The following is a 13,084-nucleotide window of genomic DNA, read 5'->3' as shown; positions in this document are numbered from 1 at the left end:
AGAGTCTCATAATTTTATCGTAAACGAATTCGTATCAGCAAGTCATTTAATGCTTCAGTCGCTTGAGTTTTCTCTGGTAATTCACTTTGCTCCATTGAACGTTCAAGCTCACCTACCAGCCGATCATATTCCTGTTCGTGAAATTCCAGGTCGGCTTGATTCAGCGTCTCTTTCTCCTTGCCATCTACTTTACGTTCGATGAGTTCAGGAATATACGATAGCCTGGCTGATTCGTTCAGGTGAATCAGGTTCGCTTCCACATTTCCCGTTTTCATCAGGTGGATCCCTGTCAGCAAAACCCGGTAGACATACAAAAGTGGTTTCACACGTGGTGGATCTTCCTTTTGAAATAATTTCCATTGTGTTGCGGCAAAACCAAGATAGTGATAAGCATGGAATTTCGTCACACACTCTGAAGCGATCGACATTAACTCTTCATGCTCAGGTGTCGTGTGAACGACTAAGGGAGAAAGTAACTGTTCCAGAACATAACCATTTTTCTTGAGCATTAAATTGAAAAACTTGTTCACATCATGCGTAACCAGATCAATTTCCAGTCCATCATGAATCCCGGATTTTTCAACCGTTTCCTTTCCGATGTTCAAACCAATCACTTTTTCAAGTGATAAAATATGTGCACCACGCAAATCATAATCAGAGTCGGCTGACGGAAAGCCATACAGGTGCGATCCGCTGATTGTAGCAAACAATAGTGGAAAGGGATGTTCTGCAACTTGCTTATGTAATCGAGGGTCGATGTTCATGGTAGCTCTTCTAAAATAGCCGCGCGACGCGCTTTAATCAGAAATTCATTTGCTTGTTCGTAATTCGGACGATCCGGTAGTATTGTTTTCGATAGTGCGGCATCAAACTCCTGATGCAGACTCTTTCGCCATTTCTCTGTCTCATTCCAGGGGACTTCGCCGCGTTTAATCGCCAGTAATTGTTCTCGATATTCGCCAGCATCGACGACAACAAATCCTTCACGTAACACTTTAATCCCCGAAATTAAAAGCCGAATCAGGTGCATTACGTGTTTCCATTTGACCTGCCCCTGATTTTTGATGTCGGTCTGCATTTTTTTAAACTGCGACATGACGTAACCGTTGTAGGTCTGGTAAACCAAACGGGAAAGAAATATCTCCTTCATCGCAAGTAGTTCTTCACCGAGTGGTGTCAGCTTTTCTACAAGTGGTGTATAGAGGCATTCCAATACATTCGGGTTCGCCTTTAATGCCAATACGAGAAACTTTTGGATTTCCCAATACGTTTCCTGAGTTTCGTGGCAATCCAGTTGTTCCGGTACGCTGTATAAAGACCAATGCAGTTCGGCCGGTGGAAGATAGACACCTCGGTAGTCAGTATCAGACTGGTCATCATCTAAACCGAAGGCCCGTGAGCCGATAATACATTGGAAGATCACGCGCTCAAACAGATCACTTCTACCTGTCGTAATCTCACTATCACCGATCTCTCCTTCCTTGAACCGGGCGAGTAGTGTCAATTCCGAGGGCTTGAGTGCTTCTTCGGCTCCATCCAGAAATCGAATCCGATAAGAGTGCTCAATATCTCTCGGTGCGCGAACGACCACACCCACTGAACCGCGCGGGTGCAGAATACGACCGTTTTGACCGATCACATCGCGTAATGTGACAACCTGTGTACCCTCTGAATAAATCATATTAGAATGAGTATGCACTCGCTTATTCATTTTCTTTCATTCCTCTCAAACTCACCAAGCCGGCTAAATTAGAACATTATTTAGAGGCGAGGATCTACTGGTTCGCTTTCTAACGCCAGAACACCAAAAACACATTCATGGACGCGGCGCAGTGGTTCTTTCCGAACAAAACGTTCCAACGATTCAACACCCAGAGCAAACTCTCGCAGTGCCAATGATCGCTTTCGACCCAGACTCCGGTTTCGTAAACGTGACAAATTTTTCTCCGAGTCGTAATCGGGGCCGTAGATAATTCGCAAATATTCTTTCCCACGGCATTTTACCGCTGGTTGGATTAATCCTTTTTTTCCACGCACAACCCAATCAACGGGTTTTACAACCATGCCTTCTCCGCCTTGCTCTGTCAAGCTCGTCCACCAGTGGATTCCTGCTTTCTCACTATTTGGATCAGTCACGTCAACCACTTTGTACTCTGTTGCTAATAATAGTTCCTGATCTTCGCGACACACTTTTGCCAGCGTTTCCATGTGCCAGAGATGATTCTGGTCGATATGAACCTGACCCTCTGTTGCCAGCAAATGAAAGGGAGCCAGTTTCAGGTCACTAAGTGATTCAACGGGCCAGCAGTATTGCCGATATGCTGTCACAAATTGTTCAACAGACTCTCGACGATTTTGAAATCGTGATAACACATCATCAATCTGTTGTTTATCGTCATGATTCATTCGTTGTGAAGTTTGTTGGAGCACGGAGACGACTTCAGGTAGCGCTCCGTTTCCCGCCGCACCTACGGCCGCATATTGTGATTGTAATATTGCTTGTGCCTTCGTTGACCAAGGCATCAATTCGCAGTCGAAGCAGGCCCAGGTCGTATCAAACTCATCCCAAAACCCTGATGCGGTCATAGCGGCCCGCAATCGCTCAAGAAATTGTGTTTCCAGTAACGCATCGTTGAAGAAGCGTCTACCCGTACGTGTGTAGACAATGCCGATTTCCTCTTCGGTTACGCCAAATCGTTGTTGAGCGGTTGCTTTATCACGACAGATCACAATCACGGCCCGTGATCCCATATGTTTCTCTTCACAGATCACCTCCGGCACTCCTTGACTGCGAAAGTAGGAAAAGGCTTCCGTCGGATGCTCTAACAAACCCGCTTCAGCTGTTGTCTCCGGAGGTGACATCGTTGGTGGTAGATAAATCAACCACTTTGGGTTGGCAGCGAAACGGCTCATGACTTCCAAGGCAGCTGTTGAGTTCTCTTCTCGAATTGTAATATTACTTTGCAGTCGTGTCGAAACAATTCGCTTGCCGATCACATCTTCTGCATCAAGAATATCATCATGCAGCTGTTGTGCAGACAACATTGATGCCTGTTTGTGTTCGGGCAGGAATGGGCGAGACGATTCGCAATAGGTCTGCTTAGCAGCAACCGAGATGAATTCTCTCTCAGGATATCGCAGAGCAGTCAACTTGCCGCCAAAGACACAACCCGTATCGACGTTGACCGTTCGATTCAGCCACTCCGGCTCCGGAACGGGAGTGTGGCCGTAGACGACATTTGCCGAACCTCGGTATTCCGCCGCCCAATTGTATCGTATGGGAAAACCAAACTCATCTGTTTCCCCAGTTGTTTCTCCGTACAGAGCAAACTCACGTACTTTACCCGAACCTCGCCCCTGCATCTCTTCTTTCATACCTGCATGAGCTACAACCAGCTTGCCATCGTCGAGCACGTAATGACTGACAAGACCATCGATAAATTGCGCCAGTGATTTACAAAACGGATCACGTACATCGTCAGGCAGCGATTCGATGTCAGACAGCGTCTCAGCCAGACCGTGTTTCACTTGAACGTTCTTACCACTTAATTTGCGTAAGAGTTTCACATCATGGTTGCCGGGTACACAGAGTCCTGTACCTTGCTGAACCATGTTGCGAACAATTCGCACAACATCGACAACGCGCGGACCACGATCGACCAGATCGCCCACAAAAACGGCTTTACGTCCTTCCGGATGTGAATAGAAATGATTTCTCCAAAGTGGGTCTTCTGCTTCTTTCACACTTTTTTCGTAACCTAATTGTGTGAGCAACTCTTCAAGTTCATCGCAGCATCCATGAATATCACCGATGATATCGAACGGTCCGTGTTCGTCACGCTTATCGTTCCAAAGTGGAACACGTTCGACTGTCGCTGCTTCGATTTCTTCAACACTTTCCATCACAAAGACATGTCGAAATCCTTCACGCTTGAGACGTTTTAAATGTTGACGAAGCTGAGATCGTTGCTGCCGCACGACATGCGGCCCAAAAGCACGATCAGGCCGACTTCGATTGCGTTCCTGGCAAACTTTTTGAGGTGTATTCAGCACGATTGCAACCGGCAAGCAATGATATTTTCTCGCCAATTGAACCCAGGGCTCTCGCGCGTCTCTCTGGACATTGGTGGCGTCAACAATGGTCAGTTTGCCCAGAGCTAGTCGTTTGGCGGCAATAAAGTTCAAAACCTCAAAAGCATCTTTCGTGACACTTTGATTGTTTTCATCATCACTGACCAGTCCACGACAAGTATCAGACGAAATGACTTCGGTCGGCAGAAAGTGTTTTTGTGCAAACGTACTTTTTCCCGAACCACTAGGGCCGATGAGAACGACAAGTGACAAGTTGGGAATTTTGATATTCATGTTTTTGATTATTTATAGTGAAGTCTGAATTTGGTTGAGATGAAACATCTTCTATGTCGGATTCATGAAGTCTTCAAACGTCATTTCAATTCGAGTTGAGAAAGAAGTTCGTCTATTTGTAAAGCAATCACTTCTTGACACTTTGGTAAATCGTCCTCAAGCTTTTGGACTTTCTCAAATATCGGGTTTTCCCTCAATCGGGCCTTTGCCTCAAATACTTTCTGGTTCACAAAATCAACGGTGAGAGTCGTCGACAGAAAGTGTCGATTAGTTTCATTCCAACCGTCAATATCGAAAAGAATATCATTACCCCAAAGATAATATGGGCCTATACCATCCCACTCTGCGAAGAACGGATTTTCTCCTTCAAAGTACATTAATGATGTACAATATTGAATCGCTGTAATTGCGCGTCCGGGTGTGTCAACAGACCACCACGCATTCCAGATTGGCGCGATATTGGGAATAATGACACCAAGGGAATTAAACCGAGCTAACCAGCAAAATATTGGAACACCATTTTTAAGTTGTGGAGTTTCTCGTTCAGAATCCAAACGTTCCAAGAAACTGTCACGAAAGAAGAAGGTTATTTCATTCAACTGTTTTGAGGTTAACATTTTTTCGAAAACATTACCTTGGTAAATTCCAGAGTGGAATTCGGAGTCGCCATGGGAACAGGGCTTGTTGTTTTGAAGAGTATGATGCCAATCCATGAGGCATACCGGAAACAGGTAGGCGAACAATTCCGGCTGAAGCTTTACATAAGCCAGATCATGGTGGTAATACCACATGTCAGAAAAATCGATTTGTTCATATGGTGTTTGGGCTAATTCCTGAAGCTTATCATCGTTATAGTCAAATTGTCGTTGCCAGACTTTTTGCGGAGGTTCAGGGTAATCGAATATCGCTCGAACTCGTTCCCAGCTAATTGGCTGTTTTGATGGTTGATTGCTGATTGGCCTAGACATGTTCAAATACTCCCATCTGAGTCGGCGATCCGACATTTTTCTCTTCCTGTCCAACCGGTAAAAATCGCACCGTGTATCCGTACTGCGCGGCAACCCGGTTGGCCCAGTCTTGAGACTCTTGTCGCGTCCATTCGAAACGATGATCGGAATGCCGGAATTGGTCGGCAGGCAACGTTTCCCACATCACGTTAAATTCCTGGTTCGGCGTTGTCAGCACGACTGTTTTGGGGCGGGCGAATTCAAACACAACCCGTTCCAATGCTGCCAGTCTGGGCGGATCCAGGTGTTCGATCACTTCAACCAGCGCAGCCGCATCAAAACCCTTTAAGCGTTGATCCCGATAGATCAGCGAACCATGCTGTAGTTGAACCCGCGCCGCCTGGCGTTCGGGCAGCCGTTCCAGCTTGAGCCGTTTCGAGGCGTTTTCTAACGCACGGATCGAAACATCCATGCCGATAATCTGTTCGAACTGCCGATCTTTAAGCAGTTCTCGCAGCAGCTTTCCTTCTCCACAGCCAAGATCTATCACACTCCGAGCACCGCTGGAACGCAGAGTGGCCAACACGGTTCCATGACGTTGCTCATTGAGGCTCATCGGCTTTTCCAGGACTTCTTCTGGTTGGTCGTCTTTAGTCCGAGATTCGATCTGAGCTGTTTGTTCTTCTTCAACAAGTCTTGCAAGTGCTGTTTGAAACAAGCTTGTCTGATGCTTCAGATAACGTCGGGTAATCTGTTCTTTTTCAGGGTGCTGCGCTAACCAACCCGCACCTTTGGCAAGTAATTTCTCCAGTTCATCGTCTCCGACAAAGTAGTGTTTACGATTGTCAAACACCGGAATGAGAACATAAAGATGATTCAATAACTCAGAAAGTCTTTTCGTACCTTCAATTTTGACTGAGAAGTAGGAACTCTCACCCCAATCCGGAAAGAGTTCATCTAGGGAATGTTGTTGAGCTTTAATTGTATATCCGAGTGGCTCAAAAATTTGACGTAAGAATCTCTCACCACCGCGCGCGGGTAAGACATCAATACAGGCCGTGAGGGGCAAAGGTGTTGTCACAATATCAGGACGATCTTTACAGCGTCCATTCAATGCACTACCAAAGACCTGCGAAATGGCCACACTCATGAAGGAAGAAGCCACATAAGGACGATCATTCACGTAATGATCGAGTAGAACTTGTTGATCCTTCACCTTGCGACGTACCATCCCGACCGGATCAATATCAAGTAATAGACAAGCCGCGCACCGTTCTTCGCTCACTTCGGGATAAAAAACGTGTGCTTTCCCGAAGCTAAGATCGAAACTCTGGAATCGATCAGGGTGCTTATGCAGTAGGAATCCGAGATCCGTTGCCGGTGAATGAGTGGTAGTGATGGTTAATAACATCTACAGTGTCCGCGACAATAACAAAACATTTGAATGTAGTTCAAAACTACAAAATAACAAATAGCGATGGAAATAGTGAATCAACCCTCTGAGAACACAAGAGCATGAGCTTCCGTGATTGTGGGAGGTTCATATTTTCGAGCAAGTTCGTGGATCACTTTTTCCGGAACCGGGTCTGTTCTTTGTCTGTTTTGTTGAAGTATTATTTCAAACTTTGGTTCGATGTAGACGATTTCGATACGCGCTCCATAGTCGGCAAATAAGTTAATCCAACGTTGACGAGTCTGACGAGAGAGATTTGTCGCGTTATAAGCAAAAGACGTTTTTGCTCTCAAGAAATCACGGCAGCGTTTCTGAGCGACTTGCGCAACTTTCCCCTGATTTTCGGTAGGATGTATTTCCAGTTCTCCCCGCACATCATCCAGAGACACAACCGGAAGATCAACTTGTTGTTTCGCCAGCCATGTGTCTTTCCCACTGCCAGGCAGTCCTGACAGCATAGTAACCGTACAGGAGTAATCTTCATGTGGAATGTAATGCAGATTCGGTTCACTGTGGCGATAAAATAAAAAACGAGCCTGATCGTTCGCAAACGGGTACGGCTGATCGAAACACTGGTTTTCTTCGGACACCATTCTCCAGAGTCGCAGATTCTCTTCAGGACGCTGCATTGAATCTGTCGTTCTGCCACGCGTATCAGCCAGCGCAAACAGATAAAGCAATCTGTTATTGACGAGCCATGAAAGTGAGACCACTTCCTGATCGGGATTTGCTTTTTCTAATAAGAAAGCAGGACGGCCATGAAAACGCACGAGGCGCGCAATTTCTTCACGTGTCGCCAAGTTACAACCGAGATCACGTAAAACCGCACGGGCCAGATGCTCCCCCTTAATCGCATGTTTGGGTGATCTGATACGCCCTGTTTCAGGTTCAATCTGGGTTGTCAGCGGTTTTCCCGCATCGTGTAGTAGAGCCGTAAAAATCAAGACGGTCTGCTCATGCGAATTGAGCGTCTCCCATTCTTCCAGCTCAGGCAACTGCGCGCAGACCATCCGTGTGTGGGTCCAGACATCACCCTCAGAATGCCAGCCACGGTCTTGATTGCATTGTGCCATCGCTTGACACCAACTTTGAGCTTCTGCCCAATCCAGAATTTCGTCAAGCGAATGCGATGAGAGTTGATTCCAGTTCATGACCAGATGTCTGCTTCTTTTGATAATAAATTGGGTATCAGAGCCTGATGTTGCCAGTGTTGACTCTGTTTAATTTTCTCTACAAATTCCGGACGAACAAATTTGGCTCTTTTTGAAACCACACCTTCTGACTCAGTTCGCAGATAAAGTCCCTCCATCAAGTTGTCAATTTGGTTTGTCAGCGGATTTTCGAACTCACTGTTGAACGCTGATGGTTCGATCAGTTTTTCGAGTTGCTTTTTCTTTAATGCCCCTGTGTAAATCACGGGTACAGTTTCGATGCCTGTTCCTTCTAATAACATTAAACGTCGCTTCAAACTGAGAAATACTCTAGCTTGCTTATCGTAGATATCAAACTCAAAGAAGTAGTGTGGGAGTCGTTGATAGTGAATCGAATGTTTGGCATAGACCCATTCACCGAACAGGATAAAATTACACTCCAGCATTTTTTCAAGCACAGACCGCTTCACAACAGCCCACTGTTTGAAGAGATCATACTGTGGGTGCATCCCTTCCGTGATGATGTGTCCCCGGCATTGGAGAACCATCTGACCGTCGGGCTTAAAATGGATGCCCACATTGGTACCATCAATTTTTTCCTCGACGATCAGTGACTCGTCAGAGATGAACTTAATTGATTCCTGCTCGCCGAGGTGCTTGTCATCATCGGTACCAGTAGAGCCAAATAAATGGGGCGTTCGTGGATATTTTGTGAATTCTTCGTTTGAACTACCCATCGCATCGGAGTTTCTAACTTATTGACTAATCGTAAATTCGTCTCTATTACAGAGCGGCTATTATGAATCATCCCACTTGGTGAGTCCTTACCAAGTGGGATGTAATCTGATTCAATCTCTAAAAAAAGTGATTCCTGTTCACACCGTCAAAAGCAACCTTTCTTGAGACAGCATTTTTTGAATCGTTTCCCGGAACCGCAAGGGCACAAGTCATTGCGGCCCAGTTTTTCTTCCAGCAGCTTGTCGCCGTGAACAATCTGCACTCCTCGCTTGACCTGTGTTTCGGATGGAAACCCTTTACGACGTTTGCTCATCGTCTCGAAAAAACGGCTGTTCATCGAATTCTTGACCGCACATCTTACACCTCCCTTGTGAATCAGTTTAGAGTTGATTTCGATACAAGACACCAATTCAGCAAACAAGTTCGCTGGTTTTAGAGATAATCTGCAGAGCAGGAAACCGCCGGACCACAGCCTTCTGGTAGATGCTGGAGAACGATTTGAACTACTTCTTGTGCATTTCCTTCACCTAAAACTTTTTCATGTAACAGAACTTGGTAATAATTCGTGATCACTTTATGAGTTTCACTGTCATATTTGGGTTTTACGTAAGGACAGTCTTTGGTGAAAGGATAATGAGTACAGCGACTAAAACAAAAATAATACACGCTTTTAAAGGGGTAAAGTTGCCTGAGTTCCGGCACAAGCGAAGCAACTTCAAAGAAGGCAACTAGGTCGGGATCCCCTTCGGCAATCGATTCTTGGTACCAATTCCATCTGGATTCTACTTCTTCTAGAGCAGATTTTCTCTCGGTCAGCTCAACACAGGAAAACTCGCTATCAAGTGCATCGGGACTGACATGGTCGATGCCCCACCGACGAAAGAAACTTGCTGACACAACAAGATCTGATGTATGAGCCCTGGCGGCTTCGACTCCTTCAGCAGCGAAGTTAATGCAAAACATGCGTCTTTCCGCCTCAAGATATAAATATACGGATCGGTGTTCGCAATAAATCGTTGCACTCGAGTGAGAATGGAATAGTCGGGTTCCGTGAAAATGCTTGCCCTCTGCTTGAGCTTCAATTACTTCTGGCCAGGATTTGACTAGAAGCTCGTTATCAATCTCACCAATTCCCATTAGTAAGTGTTCAGCCAACGCTCCTGGTTCCGCTAGGTCTGGATAAAAGGCCTGGGATGCCATTGATTATTCACCACCTTTATCTTTGGGTTTAGGTATATTAATAGTGGGGAGATTAGAATCACTTTCTAAGCGAGCAACTATACGGTGTGACCAGTTTTCAATTTCATTTTCCCCATAGATAGCTATCCGGACCGGTATGTCTTTCGTATCCATATCGCCGACATACATTCGATTGTGCTGCGGAATTGCTTCGTAGGCCTCTTTTAATAACTTCTGGTTTAAAACTGTCGGGTCCTCTAAATATTGTTGAAATACTTCGCGACATCTTGTGACAGAATCAGGTTTTCCATTCAATTCTAAAATTATGTCTTGAACTTCAGTTAAAAATTCTACTGGATTGTTGATTCCAAAATTTATGTCGTCAATTTCAAATCGCCCGAACGTATCTATTTCGATGACCGTATGATCCGGAACGGTCATGCTAAGATCCTTTGTTTTGATCATGTATTCAAGCTCATTGAAGTCGATTAACTTCTCTTCACCCAAAAGTGGGTGAACGTCAATTCCACCATCGGCATAAATTCGCAAAGGGACTAAATATTCCTGCCCGTTCTGACAAACGAAAGCATAACGGGACTTACCGACAGGACTATTTTCTACACACACTTTCTGACAGGGAGTGACATCAATCAGCCCCACTTTGGAATATCTTGCTCCATCCCGCAGTTCTACATCTTCACCTTTAAAATCAAATAGATCCTTCATTTCCGGATTTAATACCTGCAAACAGTTCAGAAGCCTTTCGTGTAACGAATCTTGATTGTGTGTCCATTTTCCAGAAACTACCTTTCCACTGATTAGTTCGTGAATATTGAAGTTTGCTCCATTAGGAATCATCGGCGAAATCCAACCGCTCTCCAAATTTCTTGTAAGGAAATCCAAGTCGACTCCTCCCCAACATTCGAATAAACCATCGGCAAAAACATCCAGTTCAGTAAAAAAATAAGTACCGTTATGAATAAATCCGGGGATCGCAATTCCTGGACTCTGGCCAAGGGGCTTGGGACGAGTACGAATGATTGATGATGTAGTCATAATATGATTTTAGGGTTCTTAGTTTTGAAAAGGGCAAACAGACAATGTTAACACCCTAAGGTTTGATAAATACATTATAAATCAAATCCCGATTTATGCTGCTTCAAAAACGATTTTTCCAATTTCGTTTTTCAATCCGCCGTAAATCCGGAAGCGATCTGATACGCAACAAATACTCCGACAGGAATTTCAATTCTTGATCCGTATCATCACCATAAAAAGGAGCAACATAGATGGCATTTCCATAATTGCGTTCTACTTTCTGCGGTGTATCTTCAACAATCAATACCTTGTCTAGATCATATCCTCGTCGTTTGACTTTTTTCAAATCTTTCACGAAATAATGTATGTGTCTCTCAGGATCAAGTCGTGGCACGCACCGTGTTCGACTCCAGACAAATTCTGGTTGTATCTCGTTAGGAAAGATCGTACTGACGATTGCTTCGACATAATCACAACTGGAAGAGGACCAGACTGCGATTTGGAAATGCTCATGAGTCTGTTCTAGAAATTCGATCAGGAAGGGGCGTAAATAAACAAAGTACGGACCGACCCTGTAATCTGAATCACGATGTAAACAGCGCTCCGCAGCATACAGCAACGTTTCGTCTACATCGAGAATCAGCAGAATTTGATCTTCGTTATTCATTTCGGTACTCTCTCGAAAAAATCCGAACCAGTGTGCATTGGATGTGTCGATGTCGTTAGATTTGTTGCGGCTCTCATACTGCTGTTTTCATTAAGACACGCAATCTGTTTTCTGGTTCCGCCTCATTAAATACGGGGCTCTGCAAGCTACTGGTGAAAGTCATGTTAATAAGAATGGGTTCAATCTGAAACGTAGAACGAAGCATTGTTGGTGCCCACTGCGCGAATGATGCTGCTTCCGGAGCGATGTGCGTACATCGTCGATCTGTCCGTGACTCTTATTTCTTGTACTGATACCATGGCTTCTCAACAACAAAAACATCATGCCGCCTGTCGGCTGGACGATTTTATTGCGCGCTATGCTTGCTCACTGCGTGGAGTTAGAAATCATTTCTGGCAATTAATTCATGCGATTCGCGCTAAGACATGTATACTTTCGCCTCGCGTAGGGGCTCCCTATGTAGCTAAACCAACTGACACAGAACGGATCATCAAAGCGTGTGAACGAATCGCTCGCTCCCGACGAAAATGGGAACGCCTCCCTGAGACTTGGTCGGTTCCTGAGGCCAGCCCGTTTGTGCAGATGCGTTCGCTGGTGCAACATCTGTTTGATCAATACCCGGTGCCAAACTTTATGGCACCTGTCTGGTGGTCTGAACATTACAAGGACTGGGGGATGCAACTCTATCTGCACCTGGCGACGGGACAAAGTGTTCGTCAGTTTTCGAGCCTTTATTCTTTTCGGATGACCAAACGGATAGCAGCGCTGTTCATGCAGGCGCCAGACGACCTACATCCCATCGAAACACTACGCTGGTCACAGGTGCGCGCCCTCGGAGGCGACGATCGACTGGCCCGCATCCTGATCAGAAAAACCTGTCTGTGGACACCAAGAGAAGATGAAGAGTTTTGGGAATCAGTGATTCGTTTCCTGATTCAGAATGCACCGATTGCTACAGAAGAGATTGTTGAGATCGTTCGGTTCATTCATGAACAACGATTTAAACCGGCTGAAAAAACCTGGGGACCTGGAGCAGGTGACGGACCAGTACAACCCGATTTTTCATTACGTGGGCGTTCTTTGATGTCATTGCGGCGTCACATGGTACATTGGCGCTCCGAACTGATTGAAAAAGGCATGATGCCACCTCCACATGTGAACCCTCTGGATTTCCCCTGGCAGCGCAGCAATATTGGGTCATTTCAGTGTGAAGAGGAAGGCACCGTCTGGACTATCGAAGAATTGCTCACTCCCCGACAACTTCATAATGAAGGACGGATCATGGACCATTGTGTGGCGGATTATATATCCGATTGTGCCCGCCGCAAAACCACAATCTGGTCATTGGGTATACAGAAAGGAAAACGTAGACGACGTAAATTGACAATCGAAGTGTTACCGAAATCGAAACTCATCTCTCAGGCTAGTGGTAAACACAATTGCGAAGCCAGTGATTCAGTACAAGACAAACTCAATCGCTGGGCTGCCCAGGAGGGATTGAAGTTCAGCGAAACAGCCTGATATTAAACATTTTATTTTACGGCTT

At 45.4% G+C, this 13,084-nt stretch carries 12 protein-coding genes; 1 reads left to right on the top strand and 11 read right to left on the bottom strand.

The annotated features are described in order from the left end of the window. Window positions 1-14 precede the first annotated feature (14 nt). From V144x_RS09395 to V144x_RS09345, 11 genes are all read right to left on the bottom strand, one after another. Window positions 15-764, bottom strand: a complete 750-nt coding sequence (locus V144x_RS09395) for a nucleotidyltransferase domain-containing protein (protein WP_144984702.1) — start codon at window positions 762-764, stop codon at window positions 15-17. Next, window positions 761-1,711, bottom strand: a complete 951-nt coding sequence (locus V144x_RS09390) for a nucleotidyltransferase domain-containing protein (RefSeq protein ID WP_144984699.1) — start codon at window positions 1,709-1,711, stop codon at window positions 761-763. The genes V144x_RS09395 and V144x_RS09390 overlap by 4 nt, the downstream gene beginning before the upstream one ends. Before the next feature lie 50 nt (window positions 1,712-1,761). Then, window positions 1,762-4,365: a polynucleotide kinase-phosphatase gene (locus V144x_RS09385; RefSeq protein WP_144984696.1), complete on the bottom strand. Its 2,604-nt coding sequence runs from the start codon at window positions 4,363-4,365 to the stop codon at window positions 1,762-1,764. 80 nt (window positions 4,366-4,445) lie between these two features. Further along, entirely contained in the window at window positions 4,446-5,333 is an 888-nt protein-coding gene (locus V144x_RS09380) for a hypothetical protein (RefSeq protein WP_144984693.1), read from the bottom strand. Beyond that, on the bottom strand, window positions 5,326-6,723 hold the full coding sequence (locus V144x_RS09375) for a 3' terminal RNA ribose 2'-O-methyltransferase Hen1 (RefSeq protein ID WP_144984690.1): 1,398 nt from the start codon (window positions 6,721-6,723) through the stop codon (window positions 5,326-5,328). Before V144x_RS09375 ends, V144x_RS09380 begins: the two co-directional genes overlap by 8 nt. An 80-nt stretch (window positions 6,724-6,803) precedes the next feature. Beyond that, window positions 6,804-7,916 carry an AAA family ATPase gene (locus V144x_RS09370; protein WP_144984687.1) on the bottom strand — a complete coding sequence of 371 codons (1,113 nt, stop codon included), beginning with the start codon at window positions 7,914-7,916 and terminating at the stop codon, window positions 6,804-6,806. Continuing rightward, window positions 7,913-8,653 carry an RNA ligase family protein gene (locus V144x_RS09365; RefSeq protein WP_144984684.1) on the bottom strand — a complete coding sequence of 247 codons (741 nt, stop codon included), beginning with the start codon at window positions 8,651-8,653 and terminating at the stop codon, window positions 7,913-7,915. The genes V144x_RS09370 and V144x_RS09365 overlap by 4 nt, the downstream gene beginning before the upstream one ends. 146 nt (window positions 8,654-8,799) lie before the next feature. Beyond that, window positions 8,800-8,967, bottom strand: a complete 168-nt coding sequence (locus V144x_RS09360) for an SEC-C metal-binding domain-containing protein (RefSeq protein ID WP_144990806.1) — start codon at window positions 8,965-8,967, stop codon at window positions 8,800-8,802. A gap of 119 nt (window positions 8,968-9,086) precedes the next feature. Further along, the gene (locus V144x_RS09355) at window positions 9,087-9,854 is read right to left on the bottom strand and encodes a DUF6193 family natural product biosynthesis protein (RefSeq protein WP_144984681.1); all 768 of its coding nucleotides are present in this window, start codon (window positions 9,852-9,854) and stop codon (window positions 9,087-9,089) included. Between the two features lie 3 nt (window positions 9,855-9,857). Continuing rightward, complete coding sequence (locus V144x_RS09350; RefSeq protein ID WP_144984678.1) at window positions 9,858-10,889, bottom strand: DUF7638 domain-containing protein; 1,032 nt, start codon at window positions 10,887-10,889, stop codon at window positions 9,858-9,860. A gap of 103 nt (window positions 10,890-10,992) precedes the next feature. Beyond that, window positions 10,993-11,538 carry an HAD family hydrolase gene (locus V144x_RS09345; RefSeq protein ID WP_197998840.1) on the bottom strand — a complete coding sequence of 182 codons (546 nt, stop codon included), beginning with the start codon at window positions 11,536-11,538 and terminating at the stop codon, window positions 10,993-10,995. 210 nt (window positions 11,539-11,748) lie between these two features. Between V144x_RS09345 and V144x_RS09340 the strand changes: the two genes are divergently transcribed. Then, on the top strand, window positions 11,749-13,059 hold the full coding sequence (locus V144x_RS09340; protein ID WP_144984675.1) for a PcfJ domain-containing protein: 1,311 nt from the start codon (window positions 11,749-11,751) through the stop codon (window positions 13,057-13,059). Window positions 13,060-13,084 lie beyond the last annotated feature (25 nt).

This window comes from Gimesia aquarii (assembly GCF_007748195.1).
GTDB lineage: Bacteria > Planctomycetota > Planctomycetia > Planctomycetales > Planctomycetaceae > Gimesia > Gimesia aquarii.
The sequence above is the reverse complement of the archived record's forward strand: the minus strand, read 5'-3'. Positions and strand labels throughout refer to the sequence as shown.